The 16,936-nt window shown below is 40.9% G+C and carries 11 protein-coding genes and 1 pseudogene; 3 read left to right on the top strand and 9 right to left on the bottom strand.

Annotated features, from left to right (window positions below):
• Positions 1 to 46 precede the first annotated feature (46 nt).
• The 3 genes from ACWATR_RS11985 to ACWATR_RS11975 form a co-directional block, all read right to left on the bottom strand.
• Complete coding sequence (locus ACWATR_RS11985) at positions 47 to 1,294, bottom strand: bifunctional sterol desaturase/short chain dehydrogenase (protein WP_460332492.1); 1,248 nt, start codon at positions 1,292 to 1,294, stop codon at positions 47 to 49.
• Between the two features lie 229 nt (positions 1,295 to 1,523).
• The gene (locus ACWATR_RS11980) at positions 1,524 to 2,468 is read right to left on the bottom strand and encodes a fatty acid desaturase family protein (protein ID WP_460332490.1); all 945 of its coding nucleotides are present in this window, start codon (positions 2,466 to 2,468) and stop codon (positions 1,524 to 1,526) included.
• 137 nt (positions 2,469 to 2,605) lie between these two features.
• The gene (locus ACWATR_RS11975; RefSeq protein ID WP_460332488.1) at positions 2,606 to 4,330 is read right to left on the bottom strand and encodes a sensor histidine kinase; all 1,725 of its coding nucleotides are present in this window, start codon (positions 4,328 to 4,330) and stop codon (positions 2,606 to 2,608) included.
• A gap of 1,045 nt (positions 4,331 to 5,375) precedes the next feature.
• Between ACWATR_RS11975 and ACWATR_RS11970 the strand changes: the two genes are divergently transcribed.
• Complete coding sequence (locus ACWATR_RS11970; protein ID WP_460332486.1) at positions 5,376 to 5,813, top strand: CAAD domain-containing protein; 438 nt, start codon at positions 5,376 to 5,378, stop codon at positions 5,811 to 5,813.
• A 265-nt stretch (positions 5,814 to 6,078) separates the two neighbouring features.
• Here ACWATR_RS11970 and ACWATR_RS11965 read toward each other — a convergent pair whose 3' ends face one another.
• Both ACWATR_RS11965 and ACWATR_RS11960 read right to left on the bottom strand, forming a co-directional pair.
• Positions 6,079 to 7,245 carry an S-layer homology domain-containing protein gene (locus ACWATR_RS11965; protein ID WP_460332484.1) on the bottom strand — a complete coding sequence of 389 codons (1,167 nt, stop codon included), beginning with the start codon at positions 7,243 to 7,245 and terminating at the stop codon, positions 6,079 to 6,081.
• A 115-nt stretch (positions 7,246 to 7,360) separates the two neighbouring features.
• Positions 7,361 to 7,543: pseudogene (locus ACWATR_RS11960) on the bottom strand (Uma2 family endonuclease); the annotation flags it as partial.
• A 134-nt stretch (positions 7,544 to 7,677) separates the two neighbouring features.
• Between ACWATR_RS11960 and ACWATR_RS11955 the strand changes: the two are divergent.
• Positions 7,678 to 9,036 carry a sensor histidine kinase gene (locus tag ACWATR_RS11955; RefSeq protein ID WP_460332483.1) on the top strand — a complete coding sequence of 453 codons (1,359 nt, stop codon included), beginning with the start codon at positions 7,678 to 7,680 and terminating at the stop codon, positions 9,034 to 9,036.
• Positions 9,037 to 9,159: 123 nt separating this feature from the next.
• Here the strand turns inward: ACWATR_RS11955 and ACWATR_RS11950 are convergent, their stop codons facing one another.
• Entirely contained in the window at positions 9,160 to 9,744 is a 585-nt protein-coding gene (locus ACWATR_RS11950; RefSeq protein WP_460332481.1) for a hypothetical protein, read from the bottom strand.
• 367 nt (positions 9,745 to 10,111) lie between these two features.
• Positions 10,112 to 11,608 (bottom strand): glycosyl hydrolase family 57, encoded by a 1,497-nt coding sequence (locus tag ACWATR_RS11945; protein WP_460332479.1) that lies wholly within the window; start codon positions 11,606 to 11,608, stop codon positions 10,112 to 10,114.
• Between the two features lie 436 nt (positions 11,609 to 12,044).
• On the opposite strand from ACWATR_RS11945, the gene ACWATR_RS11940 reads away from it, so the two are divergent.
• Positions 12,045 to 13,283, top strand: a complete 1,239-nt coding sequence (locus tag ACWATR_RS11940; RefSeq protein ID WP_460332477.1) for a ScyD/ScyE family protein — start codon at positions 12,045 to 12,047, stop codon at positions 13,281 to 13,283.
• 38 nt (positions 13,284 to 13,321) lie between these two features.
• On the opposite strand, the gene ACWATR_RS11935 is transcribed toward ACWATR_RS11940, so the two are convergent.
• The gene (locus tag ACWATR_RS11935; protein WP_460332475.1) at positions 13,322 to 14,143 is read right to left on the bottom strand and encodes an SDR family NAD(P)-dependent oxidoreductase; all 822 of its coding nucleotides are present in this window, start codon (positions 14,141 to 14,143) and stop codon (positions 13,322 to 13,324) included.
• Positions 14,144 to 15,085: 942 nt separating this feature from the next.
• Positions 15,086 to 16,789, bottom strand: coding sequence for an alpha/beta hydrolase (locus ACWATR_RS11930; RefSeq protein ID WP_460332473.1), 1,704 nt, complete (start codon positions 16,787 to 16,789; stop codon positions 15,086 to 15,088).
• Between the last annotated feature and the right edge of the window lie 147 nt (positions 16,790 to 16,936).

Here is a 16,936-nt window from a genome sequence, read left to right as displayed (position 1 = left end):
GGTATTACTTGAACTAATATCTGGGTTATTACCTAGAAATTATCAACTAACTTTTGGCTGTCCGGCTGAAGATTCGATAGTATAACCATGTACTAGTTTCTTTTAAGGGAAATAGTAGATAGGTAAGAGGATTTATTGTCACAATAATATTTCGGAAGTCTCGCCGTGCCAAAAATAAGATAGCACGAGCAACTTGAGGTGCAGACATCACTCCATAAGGATTCAGTTGACTCTTAAATGGGCCAAGAATTAACTTGCGAATTACACAATCCCCATCCAAGCGCTTAAGGGTAATCATATCTCCTAGCGATCGCTTGCTGAGTTCATAAAGCGGACTCAGCGCTGGAGAAACCTCAGCCTCAGAAGTATTCACCCAGATTTCCTTAGTTGCTTTTGCTTGTGGTCCTGTTACAGTTGTCGAAAATATATCCATCAACCGCAATGCGGAAAAGGTATTCACCTCATAGGAGGAGTTGATAGCCTCTGGTGTACGGCTGGTGTAGACATTGACTCCGTGGTTGATAATTAAAATATCTACTTTCTCTAAACTATCCCTCAAATTAGCTTCATTACCCAACTGCCAGGGAATTACTTTCACCCCAGCTTGCTCTACTAATTTTTCTGGATTAGTGGTTAATGCGACAACTTTAGCATTATTCTTTACAAGTTCAGCCGTCAACGCTTGACCCAAGGCTCCTGATGCTCCGGTTAAAGCGATGGTTTTACCCTTGAGAGACAGTCCTGTACCAAGAATTTTATCCACCAAGGGAAAGACACCACTGTAGTAAGCGTTGACATCATCAAAATGATGCCGCCAATGGTAAGACCGATTCACCCACCAAATGGATGGAATTGTCTCTAAAGGGCCGGGTAGGTGGTTGTAATCTGTATCAATTTTTCCCTGAAAATATCGTACAGACGCGCCATATAAGAAGGTACAAGCATAAACTACTCCTAGCCATAACCCTATTTGCTGGACAATTAGGGCAACGACTACCAATACCATCAACAGTAGACTCGACTCTAAAATGTCGTGATATAACTGGGATTCTTGGTAAACTTTCAGGGAAACTATCGATAAATCGCGGCGATAGGCGCTATGGTGCTTGTTGTGCCATTTAGCAAGCCAATTGACTTGGTGACACAAAGCATGGTAGCTGTCTCTCAAGATTTCAGCGAGTAAAAGTGAAAAAATTCCCCAAATAGCAAACTGTAAGCTGGCATTTAGCCAAACCCAATTAATTTGTAATCTTGCTTCAATCCCCATCAAGTTTTCAGCTAGCATTTTTATCATGTTTGTCTATACTCGTTTTTCTTAATCATTCTTTATGATCTGACAAAGGTGCGTTAAGGTCGAGTCTAGAGCAAATAAAAATTAAAGGGAATGGGGAATGGGGAATGGGGAATGGGGAATGGGGACGGATAGTAAAGTTTCTTTATCACCAACGCCAGCAATTTTCTGTGTGTCCTAATTATGAATTACGTTAGCGCAGCGTTAGCGAGTCCGCGAACGTCATTACGAATTACGAATTAGTTATGATATCGCAGTTGACTTTTAGATAGCCAGGTTCAATGTGGGTAAAGTGTTTGCTCAATAGCTGATGTGCTTTTGGTAAGGCGTGGAACGGAATTGATGCATACAAATGATGCTCTGCATGAAATGGCATATTCCACATGAAAAATCGCACAGGCCAGAGGGTTAGCGTTGTGCGCGTGTTTGTAAGCAGATTGGCGTCAAGAGTGCAACCTGTATGTTCTGCCAGCAGAATGAAACGGAGAATTGGCTGGCCTACAAGAAGTGGCAGTAGCCAATACAGGAAAAACCAAGGCTGATTAAATGTCATTGAGAGAGCGATCGCACCAGCATAAATACTTAATTGCCAACGTGTAGAACGAATAACTTCGGCTCGTGCTGCTTCTGACACAAATGGAAAATCGTCAAATTGACCAGTTGCGACCTGAAAATGCCCACTTATCTTGCCCCACCACCACGGTAAACCACTAATGATCAACAAGTATTTGCCCAGGTTGCTCGGTTTAAGATCAGTCAATTCTGGATCTTTGTCAGGAACACGAGTATAGCGGTGATGCCACTTATGATAACGACGAAAAAAGGTGCTGTTGTAAAATGAGAGCAAGCCGGAAAACCAAGCCACAGCATCATTCAAACGATTGTTAGCAAAAGCCGTTCTGTGAACGCATTCGTGCATTGGTGCAAACATCGAAGCCAGACTAAAGCCGTAGATTAACAGTGTTGGTATAGCCACCGACCAATTACCAAAGTTTGTTGCCCACAAGTAGCCACTGCAACCCATAACAGTGAGATGAAAAGCCAGTTGAACTAACCCTTTGCTGTTGGAGCGATTGTTTAAAACATTTAACTCTTGTACAGTGAGAATCTGGCAGAGTTTTTGCTCATGATCAGCTTTGTGATCCAATAATTCAGATTGAATAATTGCGTCAGACATAATTGAAACTCTACAGAGTGTTGCTGAAACGGAACAAGCTATAGAAAGACCTGTAGACTACCAAAAACATAAACCAATACGGCTCGGTTAAAGGGGAAAGGGGAAAGGTTTTAAATACATCCTTTATACCTTACCCTTCAATCCTGTACAGTCATTGGCAGACGAATGGTGAAAGTAGAGCCAATTCCCGGCTGACTTTTGACAATAATTTCACCACCCATCATCTGGCAAAAGTGACGGCTAATTGCTAACCCCAGTCCCGTACCTCCATACTTTTTCGTAGTCGAAGTATCTCCTTGTGTAAAAGGTTGAAATAACTGCTGCTGTTGCCGATGAGACATACCTATACCTGTGTCGGTAACGGTAAAAGTAATGCTGCCCAAAGGAGCCTCTGGTCGGAATTCATCTTTTTCTCTCTTGACTGTCAGCGTCACCTTGCCGTTTGTAGTGAATTTACTGGCGTTGCTGAGTAAGTTTAACAATACCTGCCGCATCCTAGTTTGATCAGCGTACATGGTGCCAAGTTGCTCATCAAAATCCACTTCTAAAACATTGGCATTTTTTTCTATAGCTGGTTTGACTGTGAGGACGACGTTATGAATCAGCGTCCCAATCTCGAATGTCTCAGGATAGAGGGTCATTTTCCCCGCTTCAATTTTTGACAAGTCGAGGATTTCGTTAATCAAGTGCAGTAAATGCTTACCAGCAGCGTTAATTGTTTCTAAGTCTGTGATAAAGTCTCCTGATAAACCAAGATCGGTGGCATCGTCTCCTAGAAGTTGGCTCAAACCGATGACAGCATTTAATGGTGTGCGTAATTCGTGACTGACATTGGCCAGAAATATGCTTTTTGCTTTGCTTGCAGCTTCGGCTAATTCTTTAGCTTGTTGTAGTTCTTTTGTTCGCTCAGATACCCGCTCAATCAGACGATTTAGAGATTTGGCGAGTAAGCCGATTTCATCTTCAGTGGTAACGGGCGCTCGCAAATCAAAATTATGTTTCCTTGCAACTTGTTCAGCTACTTGGGTGACAGTGATAACTGGTTCAGCGATCGCCCGACTGGTACGCCAAGCTACAATAGCTGCGATCGCTACCGAAACCAACATACTCGCGATCACGATGAATCGCTCAACGATTTTCGCCTGTTCAACAGCTTTTTGCCTTTCTTGCTCTTGATCTTCAGCAGTTTGCAGGATGTTAGTCAAGTTTTGCGAAAGTTGGTCTAGCCGCATGGCTGTTCCACCACGCATTATTGTTAATAACTGCGATCGGGCAGAGGAAATCTCCTCAGGCTGCACTTGCTGGGAGTCAATTTCCTGTAAGACAACCTCTATTTGGTCAACGTAAGCTTTTAAATTAGTCTGGTAATCCAGCAATAAGGTCTGTAAAGTCGAACTTGTTGCTGCTAGTCTTTTCGGTTTACTGTCAATAAATCCACCAATTTTTGACTCTAATTGCTTGGCTTTTTCAACATTCTTCAGAAAATCAGCTTTTTTACTTTGCAGTTGTTGTGAATTTTCTAATACAGCAACTAGGTTAGAGCTATGTAATTGCGCCCCGATGACTGCATCTTTATAATTACTCAGTAGTTGTCCTTGTTCATAGGCTTGATTGAATTGTCTGACTTCCCTTCCCCGGTAGTAGTTGGCGATCACCAACCCAGTCAGTGAGCCAAAAAAGCCAATTCCGATCGCTACAAAGTAACCATAGCCAATTTTTTGATGGATGCGCCAAGAACTAGCTTTGAGTTTCCCTCGTGAGGGAAATTCTATAGTTGGGAGTTCGTCTGTCGATGGTTCTTCGGCTGGCACTTTTTTGCTTTCTGAACTGCTGTCGATAGGGGTTGGCTTTTGAGTTGGCATTTCTCAAACCTCCTTGCCTTCCCACAAAAATCACCAAATTAGTCTAGCTTGTACAAACACTTCAATTTAATCATTAACATCTACATTATCTTCTTTTATCGCAAGAGCAAATCATTGCTTATTAGATAATTAGCATAACCTTATATTATATGAGTGCTTTTGATAGCAATGCTCCTAAGTAAACTTACGAAGGCGTACAGAATTCACTTTTGTCATCAGCAATGAATAGTTTTCTGCACTAATGACCCGCCAGAGAGCATCTTCTCTTTACCACAACACTTTCCTCAATATGCGGTTGATAGCAATTAGTTTTTGCCATCAGGTACGCCACTACTCTACCTTACTGCTTCCTTATAAAATTAATACAATCAGGAAAAAAACAAAAGGTTTGACATTTGTTGGGCATGGGTCATTGGGCATGGGGGATTATAAAAAAGGGTAAAGGGTAAAGGGTAAAGGGGAAGGGGTTTGTTTCTTTATCCTTTTCTCTTTAACCTTGTCCCTTTGTCCTCTTATCTCCTTCATCCCCCAGTATCGAGTCACGTCTATCATAAAATAAGTTAAAAGTCTAGTCTGTATGAACACACAAAAATTTTTATTACGTATTAATATCAATACGAATGGGTTAATTGACGAACGCGGTCTAAGATAGCTTTAATATCAGATAAAATCCGCTTCTAGGCTTATATAAATAAGAGGTGGACTGATTTTTGCATGATTTGTACTTAGATTTAGTACGATTATGAGCAAATGACACGGAATGGGATAATCACAACCTGAGGATTCCAGTTGATTTTAAAAAATAGACTCAGAAGGTTGATTATAATACATCTTGCTGCCTTCTGAATTCTATCCTCCTACTGACTGTCTACCTTGTAGTTGATGCAGTAGATATTACGGGGCAATTATGGTTATAGGACACTAAAACCCTTTTGTGACCTTCACCCAATTGTAATAATGCACTTGTGCATTACCTAATCAACAGCCTTTTGGTTGTAATTATCCAGATTAGAAAAACTCAACTGTCAAATTTATGGGAGTGAAAATGCCAGAACAAGAATTTACGGAAACCGCATCTAAAGAGACTACAGTGGCAGAGATCAACAACCAAACGGGAACCATCACCAAAATCCAGCCTCCCGCACAGTCTCAAGACGAATGGCTAAAATACGGTGAGCAAATTTCTAGCTTTTTAGCAACATTGCCAGAATATCTGGGAAGCTTCTTTAATCAATATAAGCAACCGCTGGTAACAGTTGGTTTAATTGTGGGATCAATTGTTGGGGTTAAAGTACTCTTGGCAATATTAGATGCTTTGAATGATATACCCTTGGTAGCACCTACTTTTGAGTTGATTGGTATTGGTTACTCTGCCTGGTTTGTTTACCGCTATTTACTCAAAGCCTCAACCAGGAAAGAGTTAACTACTGAAATCACCACTCTTAAATCACAAGTTGTCGGTAAAGAAATTCCAGAAGCTTAATATCTGATTATCGCTTCTCTACGAACGCGAGAGCATGTCGTAGATAGACGCTACCCATAGCTTGCTTCTGTATAGGAGTACGCTCTAATTTCAAATCACAGAAGTCTGATCGCCGGAAGTCGGCAATCAGACTTCTCGCAAAATTCCCTACAAGTTCATTAACAATTCGTAATTACGTTATAGATAAATTCTAAATCCCGATCAATAACGCTACGATCTTTATAAGTCAGGGACTCTAACCCTTAGTTTAATTACGAATTACGCATTATTGTTGAGACGAACCTCCGGCAGACAATTTACCATTTAGGTTCTGTTTTGGAGTCTGCAAAACTCCTGGAGATATTTTGGGCGATGCCTGCTGTGGGCTACGCCTACGCACAATATTTTGAGATGGAATTGCCTCCAACTTACCCTGTTTTACTAAGGCTTGATGAATCATCGCCGCCACTTCAGCTCGACTAGCCACTTTGTTGGGATCAAGGACTTGTGAATTTGGATAGTTAACTACTAGACCATTGGTTGTAGCAGCGGCTATTTTGCTATTAGCATAAGTTGGAATATCTTTAGCGTCTTTATAGACACTTAAAATCTTATTTGGGGAAGTGGGTGCTTGCAGATTTAATCCACTGGCAAGGGCAACTAAAACTTGCACTCGTGAAATATTTTGTTGTGGCTTGAAGGATTGTTTTGGGTAGCCTTTGAGAAATCCGGCACTGATGGCTTGGTCAATTGCTGGAGTTGCCCAAAATTTCGCTGGTACATCTTGAAATGCGATCGCAGTCTTAGACTGTTTTTGCTCAAAAGCTTTTTGCAATATAGCAGCAAATTCGGCGCGGTTTACAGGCTGATTTGGTCTAAAAGAATAATCAGGAAACCCCTTGAGAATACCACGGGAAGAAAGAACGTCTATAAAACGCCGACCCCAAAAGTCAGTCGGCACATCGTTAAATGCAATTGGCGGCGGAATGATTGATTTTTGTTTTGCCGGAGTTACTAAAGGCAATGCTGATGATACGATTGTCGATTCAACTTCTCTTGAAGAGGATGCAGGTGCTTGTGGGGATTGAGTTGGGATTACCTGAGTAGATGGCAACACTGCGCCAGAAGGAGTTGCGCTATTAGTTGGGAATGAAGGTGTCGTGGGTTCAACAACAGGCTCAGTTGGAGAATAGGGTAGAACGTTTTTCGGCACTGCATTTGGTTCTACCTTGGGAGTAGGAGAAGGCAATACTTGATTTGGTTGAACACTAGAAGACGGAGTGGAGGAAGGCGACAGCAGCCCGTTTAAGTCCAAGCTAGAATCCCTGCGGGACAATGACCAAAAAAGAATTGCTCCGATAGTGGTGAACGCAACCAGAATGGCTATAAACTCATCAAAGCCAAGGGCAGTTCTTTGGGATGACTCTGGTTCGGAAGGAGGTTTATTTGTCATCGTGATTACCCTGGTAGCAGTAAAATTTGTGTCTAAACAAATTAAGCCACAGATGACTGTTTTACACCAGCCTTTTTTAATTCGTAATTCGTAATTCGTAATTTCTAGTAAGATATCAGGCTTCTGGTTCAACGCCGAGCGATCGCAATTGGGCAGCTAGGCGATCGGCTCTTTCACGTTCTTGTTCTGCTCTTTCATCCCCACTCAACAGCAAATTACCTTGTAAATCCCACCAACGCAGCCAGGGTAATTCCACATTCTGATAAACTCCCTGCCATAAACCTAATTCAACACTCAATCACCTGAGAGAGATTTTCGCCTTCAAGACCACTAGTCTTACTAAATACCCAAACCAAAACCGGATTTTGAGGGTGGCAGAATGTAAAATATTAACTTATTGTTTACCTGTCTTTGAAAAAATCAGGGTGTCTAGTGCCAGAAGAATTCAGTTACCAAATCTCACCGCCATTTTTGTCTGAGGGTAGCGATCGCGATCTTGGTTTGGATTCAACCCTCCAAGAGCTACCAATGTATAACTTCACGGTGGAAATCAACCACACCGGTATGGAAGTGGCTAGTTTTTTGGAAAAATATCCCCTGTTACCAGGAGTAATTTTGGTAGAACAGGGACAATTCATTGGAATGATTTCCCGACGGCGACTGCTGGAATTTTTGATTCGCCCATTCGGACAAGAGTTATTTGTTCAGCAACCATTAGCCGTTCTCTACAGCTATGCGCGAACGCCGATGTTGCTGGTTGCAGATACAACATCGATTTTAACTACGATGCAACTTAGCTTAAAGCGATCGCCAGAATTATTAGCAGAACCAATTGTAGTACAAACCGAATCTGGTGCTTATAGATTGTTAGATGTCCAAGAACTGAATATTATTTCTTGGCAAATTAGAGGAATCGACAATCTAGTGCGATATGAACGTAGCCAAGCCCAATTGATTCAAAATGATAAAATGGCAAATCTGGGGCGTTTGGTTGACGGTGTAGCGCACGAAATTTTAGACCCAGTAGGTTTTATTTGGGGTAACATAACTTATGTTTCAACCTACAGCCAAGATTTACTCAAACTGATAGCAGCTTATGATCAAGAGTTACCATCAGTTTCTCCGGCAATTAATCAGATCAAAGAAGAAATTGAATTTGATTTTTTAGAACAAGATTTGTCGCGATCGCTTGCGAGTATCCGCACGGGAGCAGAAAGATTAAAGAAACTCGTAACCAGTCTACAAAACTTCTGTCATATCGATGAACTTTATCCTAAGCCAGTAGATTTACACGCCTGTATAGATAGTATTATTCTATTAATTAATAGCCGGATTCAAGGAGAAATTGAAATCGTCAAATACTACGGGCAATTACCGCCCGTGTATTGCTTTATGGGGCAGCTAAACCAGGTTTTGTTGAATATTTTAAGTGAAGTTGTTGATACTTTAATCAATGAAGCAGTACGACAGCAGTTGCATTTAGATGAGACAAAGACTGTTCAAAAACCCCGAATTGAGATTACCACAGAAGTTATTTCACAAGAAACAAGTGACCCAAATGCACCAGATTCTCGTTGGGTTTTAATTCGCATTGCTGACAATGGCTCTGGAATGTCTCAAGAATTACAACAGCAAATTATGGATTCTTTTTCTCTTGAAACAAAGAATGGCAAAAATACTAGTTTAGCAGTAAGTTATCGAATTATTACTGTGAGACATGGCGGTAAATTGAATTTTCATTCACAGACTGGTATCGGTACAAAATTTGAAATATTGTTACCTCTGGTGTAAGAAGTTATATTGAGAAAAATGACTCACATATAACAATTTTTTGAAAAAAACAATTGCTCAAATACTGATTATGAAATCAGCATGACAGCGTGTTGAAGTTATTCTTTTATAAGTTTAAAATACTTAGATAGTATTTAAGGTTTCCCACTCATCTAAAGAAACTTCAAACTCTCTCTTAACTTCTTCCATCACTAAATTTTCTGTCTCAAAATAGCCAATTTCTGTAATTTCTCCGGCTTGGGATACATCGAAACGGTAAAAGCCAGAATCTGTTGTATATTGCACAATTCTAATTTCTTTAGGTGGATCTAAGTCTTTTTCTATCCCATTTATACATATACGTCGATATATAGCTCCAGTAGATTTATGGTTTGGATTTAAGAAAACACGATACTTAAGTACAGGAAACCGTTGCTTGAATAATTCAAGGAGTTCAAAGAATACATCACATGCTTTTGCTTCGTCTCCAACTTCTCGGAGAATAATATTTTTCCATCCTGCTGTTGATTCGTTCCATTTATAATATCGGGCTACCCAGTCGTGGAACTGACTAAAGGGAGGGTTCTCTTCTTCAATTAATATCCCATTTTGCCCTATAGCAAAAAAATAGCCATCAATAAAGCTTCTTAATGCAGTTAAGGAACGCTGTCCTAAATACATTCCTGGTCTTGTTCTAATCATTGCTAAAATGTCATAAATATTTTTCATTGATATTGCCTATTTATAAACTACAGCAGATTACGAGTTGGTGAGGTACAAAAATACCCCACCCTAACCCTCCCCTTAGAAAGGCTACGGTGTATACACAAGTCTGAAATCGCTGATTAACCAAAGTTTTACCCCACCCTAACCCTCCCCTTGCAAAGGGGAGGGAACTAGATTTCTTTTTTCCCCCCTTTGCAAGGGGGGATTAAGGGGGGTAATTCACCGTAGCCCATTAACAAGCGAAGGTGTACTTCATTTACTGTAATATGCAATGTATTAATGACACAACCCCCTTAAAAAAGGAGGTTTAATTCTCTAATTTTTAAGGAGGATCAAGTCTTAATAATCGATATGCGTTCCAGCCTCCAATTCAATTCATCTGCAATAAATTTTCGCCACGCTGGTAAATTTCCCGTGCGTGATCAGTCCAAGCACCTTGTCCCCAATAACGAAAACAACTGGTTTGCAACAACAGATTATGTAAAAGAACATTACGATAATGAGATTGTCTGGTGACTGGTTCTGCTGAGTCAGTTTGCAGCAATGGATCAAACTTCTGATGAAATAAACTGCTTAATTGATACATGGGAGACAACACATTTTCATATCCTTTTACCCAACTGATATGATTTGTCCACGAGGCTCCATCTAGATGAAAATTAGAGTTTGTTTGCTTTAATTCTTGAATGGCATTCTCTACAGCTTGCGGTTGATTATTATCTGGTGAAACTCGCTCCCAAATTTGATGTTGTCCCACTGGCTGACAAGTTGGATAATCTTCAGGTTTGCATCCAACAGCTTCGATTAATTCTAAATATTCTGTACCACACATTCCAACTACACCTGATTTTCCTCCACCGTTATTTACCATATCTCCCCAAGCTTGTTTAAAAGCGCTAGGAAATTCATTCATCATCACGCCGCCATTTTCACCATCACCAATTTGGCTAACTATTGGTGGGATAAATACACCGCTAATTGGTTGTTTTGATAATGTTTTCGCTTCGTAATAAGGCTGCATTTGAGCAACTAATTTAGTATCCGAACCTTGGGTTTTAATTAAGGCTGTGATGCTAATTATTTCACCTTGAGAATTACGGGCAATTAGACGATGTGGTAAATGTTTATAAGTGAGAGATTGTCCAGTAAGAGTTTCTACAGAATGTTCTTGAACAAGTAGCCAGCGATATCCACATTCTTTCAGTGCTTTCACAAATTCATAGAGAGCATCAGGGTGATTTGGTAGATGCATTTCTGGGGGTGAAAATCCTTTGACTCGCGCTAGTGCTTCCCAACCAAAAATTGCGGCAAAGTGATGTTGCCATGCAACGATATGTAATTTTATATCTGCTATGGGTGTGGAAGGAATAACTGCATGACCCCACATTGTACCCAGCCATTCTACATAAGGTTGGTAGGTGCGATCGCAAGTAATCCGTTTAAGGTTATCCAGAACATCACCGCGTCCCATTTGCCGCAGTCCCCACAGCAGATTACCAGAGTAATCCAACATCACACGGGGATTGCAACCTTGATTTACAAGTTCGGGGATCAAGTCTGCCATGCGGCTGTAACAATGGGCAAAAGGATCTGCATTGTGGTTATCCCCTTCATGGGGATGTTCAAACATATATTGCAGATTGCTGATCAGTGTACCGCCATTTCCAGCAGGTATAGTTGGCTGGTGCATGTGTAAGGCGATCGCAAACACAGCATTTACGTCTTCTAAGCGGATATTCGTTGTGGGTAAAAATACTGGTTGATCTTGGTTAATTACAGAGAGAACCTCTGTTTCCCAACCAGAAATATTCGGTAAGCCATCAATGATTTCGGGCAAAGGAGTCAGAGTTGTAGGGAAGGAAAGCATTTCTGTTTGCTCCGAAACAAGGTATGTCTAATTATGCGATCGCACAGCAATTTCTGCTCTGTAACTTTATGTATTGATGCAAACTGCGATCGCCTTGTAGTCCCGCAAAATATGTGTAGTTCAACAGTTGGAATATCACACTTGTATAAAAAGCGTTAGAGAATATACAGCAATTCTATTTAATTTTGTTGCTAGAGATGTACATTTGTACGCCTCTATAGCCGATTCATTATGTTGCAAAGATTTTTGGAAATGGTATGATACAACTCAAAATTCAAAAATTCAGATAAAATCTGAATTTCTGGGCTTGGATCTGTTTCCTTCTTTTAAATAAGCTGTAAAATCCCCAAAAACTATAAATATTAAATATTATTATTTTTCAAGATAAAATTTTCTATTCTATGCTTTAGGCAAATTTAATTTTAGGAAGAGTCTCATGAAACTAAAACAATTTGGAATTACATTTTTGAGTGTTTGTATTGCTACTTTTTCGGGAATGAAAGCAGCAGAGGCGGCATCATTTTCGGTAATTGCTGATGGTCTTAATAATCCACGAGGTCTAACTTTTGGTACTGATGGGAATCTCTATGTCACCGAAGCAGGAACAGGCGGCAGTGGAGCTTGTGTTCCTTCACCGAGCGTTGCCAACCAATCTTTATGTTATGGCACAACTGGTGCAGTTACCAAAATTGCAAATGGTACGCAAGAACGTATACTTACAGGACTTCCTTCTTTAGCATTACCAGATGGTACTGATACTTCTGGGCCTCAAGATATCAAATTTGATGCTACTGGCAAGCCTTATATTGCAATTGGATATGGTTCAAATCCCACATTTCGGGCGGCATTAGGTAACACCGACTTAGGAAAAATCATTACTGCTAATTTCAATACAAATTCGTGGACTAGTGTTGCTGATTTAGCTAATTATGAACTTGCAAACAATCCAGATCAAGGCGATCTAATTAGCAATCCCTTCTCTCTTCTTTTAGATGGGAATAACATTTTTGCAGTTGATGCCGGTGCTAATGAGTTACTCAGTGTAGGAACTGATGGAAGTAATTTAAAGGCGATCGCCACAATTCCCCGGCAGATATTAACTAATCCAATTTTTCCCTCTGGCGCATCATCATCGCCATTTGAAATCCAAGCAGTACCGACAAATATCGCTAAAGGTCCAGATGGCGCTTATTATATTAGCCAATTAACTGGTTTTCCTTTTCCAGAAGGTGAAGCAAAAATCTATCGAGTTGGTGCTGATGGTCAATCAACAGTTTATACCGATGGCTTTACCCAACTTACTGACTTAGATTTTGATGCTGAGGGTAATTTATATGCTTTGCAGTACGCTAATGAGTCACTCTGGAAAGGTAATCTAGATGGTGCTGTGATTAAAATAGCGAGTGATGGAACTCGCACAACTATTCTTAGTGGCAATGGATTAGAGTCTCCTACTGCTTTGACTATTGGTGCTGATGGTGCTATCTACGTGACAAACCGAGGCGATCGCCCTGGACTTGGACAAGTTCTCAAAATTGAGAATCCTAAGTCTGTTCCTGAATCTAGTTCTACTTTCAGCTTATTAGCATTTCTTGGCACTGTGAGCCTTACTTTGTTGCACAAGAATAAAGCCAAACGACTGAAGATTTCGGACAAGTTCGTTCAGGAATGCTGAGTGTTGAGTTAGCGATCGCCCTCGGTGTCTCCCCTTCTCTACGAGACGCTACGCGAAGGGATAAGTTTTTCCAGAGGTCGTTGTCTTCTTGGTGCTGGCGGAGCTGCTATTCGTAAAATTAGCTCTAGCAACCAAGGCGCAATGCGTTGACACAACACCGCTAAATGACTTTGCCATCCGACTAAAATTTCTGGTGAATCATTTTGCATTCCGGTAACGAGTGCTTTCGCCACTTGTTGGGGAGTCATGGGGATCACCCAGCGAAATAATTTTAAGTCGCGCACCATGTCTGTGTCTGTCAGGGTAGGCAATAATGCAATGACGCGAATATTGTGTTCAGCTAGTTCTTGGCGCAAGGCTTGGGTAAATCCTAAGATGGCAAACTTGGTTGCTGAGTATGTCGCCATCGTTGGTGCCGCAACTTTCCCCATCAGGCTCGATACATTGACAATTGTTCCTTGTCTTTGGCTGGCCATGCGTCGAGCAATCAAACTAGTGAGGTTGTACATTCCTAACAAGTTCACAGAGAGTTCTTCTTGAACTTGGGGCATTTTAGATTGTAAAAACGAGGTTTGGTATGCGACTCCCGCACAGTTAACCAGCAGGTGAATCTGTCCGAAATTGCGCCACAGTTGGGCAACAGCGATATTTACATCAATTGTCTGCGTCAAATCTAAGGCTACGATCGCAGTTTTTGTTCCCATCGCCTCAATTTCGTCGGCTACCTCAACTAACTTTTGGCGATCGCGTGCCACCAATATCAGTCGCTTGATGCCTTGTTGCGCTAGTTCGAGAGCGATCGCTCGTCCAATACCACGAGAAGCCCCTGTAATTAGAGCAACTTTACCTTGAATCTCCATTAGTTTTATCCTCCAAAATCTAAGTCCTACCAAACTCTTCGTTATTGCCGATATACACAATCAAGAGCTACTTGCTTGTCGGCACAAGGTAAGACAAATAATCAATCGCAATTGAAATCAAACTGAAACTAAGCCTTTGGCAACGAGATATTTCTTGGTTAATCTGCAATCCCTCATAATTGTCTATACGAGGCAGAAATTTCTCGTTTTTAACCCGTCAAACCCTAACACAATTGGCTGAATGCATGTAGCTCATAGATTTTATGTCTCCTAGATCCGAGCGCTCATCAGCATCGTTGTCATACACACGTTAGCAATTAAATCAAGGTATTGCAATATTCTTTAATAAGGATTTCTTAATACTTCTTAACGACAAGCATATATATATATAAGATTTTATTAAATAAGTTTTTATGAATCCCTCAGTATAAATATCTTAATTCCCTGACAAAGAGCCACTTTTTTGGGAAATTGCTATATCTAATTCATAGCTTAGAAACAAAAAAGACATATAGCGTTTTGCCTTATAGTTGCAATAGTTAGCTCTAAATAAACTCACAGAATTGCATCAGTAAATTTACTGTTTTATTGAAAATAAAGGTTGATGATTTTTATTTGTTGAAAAGGTAGAAGTGGGCTAAATGATTGTCTTGAATGATCTACCAAACTTTAAGACAAATGGTCATTTCTTTAGGTTTAACTTTGAGTTAATCAAAGTAATGCTTGAGACTTGCCTTGTTTGTAGCAAACTTCAATCATCCATCAACAATAAGATCCCCAACTTCTCTAAGAAGTTGGGGATCTGAACTGTAAGTCAATATGATTCCTAATTGATGATTATGCCTAAAGCTACACTCCGTATATTTACGTAATTAGTAATTATCCCCACAGTTCAATCGGCTTACTCTTATCCTCCTGCCTTCTGCCTCCTGCCTCCTAAAACTAACGAGGGGTAGAAGTAGGTTGAGGATTTGATGCTTTGCTTGACTGGGGAGTTGAGCCATTCCAAATTTGATTGAATTGATCTACTGGCAATGACTGTAAAAGACTGAGATTAAGCGGCTCTTTACTGATGAATGTGCCGTAGGAGGGCTGCAAATAAGAACGGTATTCAGGGCGGTTGAGGATATGGGTTTCTACAAAAGCTAGGCTAAGGGCGTTGAGATAGGAATAAACAGCATCACGATCGGGGCCCAGCAAAGCAGGTGGTACAGGTAAGACATCGTTTTCAGCAGTAGGTTCAGCGATCGCTGAAAAGTGGGTAGCGTTTTCGATCAAAGCCAGGTACTTATTGGAATCCGAAAGCCAGGTAAAGGGGCGAATTTGCTCAAATACGGGTGGGGCAAAAATATCTTGACTACCTGCTACCAGCATTACCGGAATTTTAATTTGACTGACTCCCTCCTGACCCAAAATTGAACTATCAATAGGATTAATCGCAATGATGGCCTTGATGCGATCGTCTTTGAGTTCATAATTTCCCGGAGGTAACTCAGTTGCTTGACACTGCAAAATCAGCGACAAATTAAACGATGAATTATTGGGATTACAATCTTGGCGTAGTTGCTCAAAGTTAATCTTTGCCCCTGCTAGAGCCAAAACCGTATAACCGCCAAAGGAATGACCGATCGCCCCAATTTGCTGAAAATTGAGTTTTCCTTGGAGGGTAGGATCAGATTTGTCTAGACGTTCGAGTTCATTGAGTAGATATTTGATATCCAAAGGTCGGTTGATAAATTCTGCTGCTTCTGGCGGCCCCGCCAAACCTGCAAAATATTGTTGAATGCGTTCGGCATTACTACCAGGGTGTTCCAGAACAGCAACGGCAAAACCATAAGATGCTAAATGTTCTGCCAGGTAGACGAAGGGAGAACGGTCTGAGGCAACACCATGAGAAATGACAATCAGGGGAAAGGGAGGTGATGGAGAGTTTTGAGTTTTGAGTTGTAAGTTTTGAGTTGTAGGTAAATAGATATCCACCGGTAGACGGCGATTGCGAGAAAAGTCATTTAGCTCGAAGGTTTTTTTCTGCGAACGGAATTGTCCTGGCGATCGCAAATCTAGTTTTTTCGAGAAGTCAACAGTTGAATTGGCTGCTTGTGCGATCGCTTCTTTTTGAAGAGAGGCAACAACTTCATCCTTTCTTTTGAGCAATTGCGACAAGTCATCGACTATCCTTAACCCCTCTGTGAAATTCACCCGCATAGTATTGCTGGGAAATTTACGCAGCAAATTCACAACCGTTAAACCCTCTTGATCAGCAGCAGACAAAATCAAAGAGGCACGTATAGCATAGAAGCCATTGTTCCGAGACTCAGTGAGGAGTAATTCTCCTAGACGTTGCATCAGCTGCTCGCCTATAGGTGAGTAGGTAACTTGAGATACTAGTGTAGGAGTAACATTGAATCTTTGCTGGAGTAGATCCCGTAATTGATCGAGTTGTTCAGGAGTAGCACGATTAGCGTAAAAGGAAAGTTCCTCATCGATTTTGCCAACTTTCGCAAAAGTTTCTAGCGAGTCCACAGATAAAGAGAATTCGCCAAAGGGAGGGTAAAAAAAGCTAATGCGTTCAGCTCCCCATCCAGGAGTAGCAGTCAAGAACGTAGATAGTAAACCTAAACCCACATATCTCAAAAATTTTTTCATTATAAAAACCCACTGTCTAACCCTGCCAAACAAGTTTGGGCAGAGAGGAAAGCGGGGCGGGATCTATAACCGCTTTCCTGTTTACACAGGCTAAAAGCACAAGAAAGCAAGTACTTACATCCATAGTTTCGCATATACGTAATAATC

This window comes from Nostoc sp. UIC 10890 (assembly GCF_054786515.1).
Note: the sequence above shows the minus strand (reverse complement) of the source record. Positions and strands in the feature narration are given on the sequence as shown.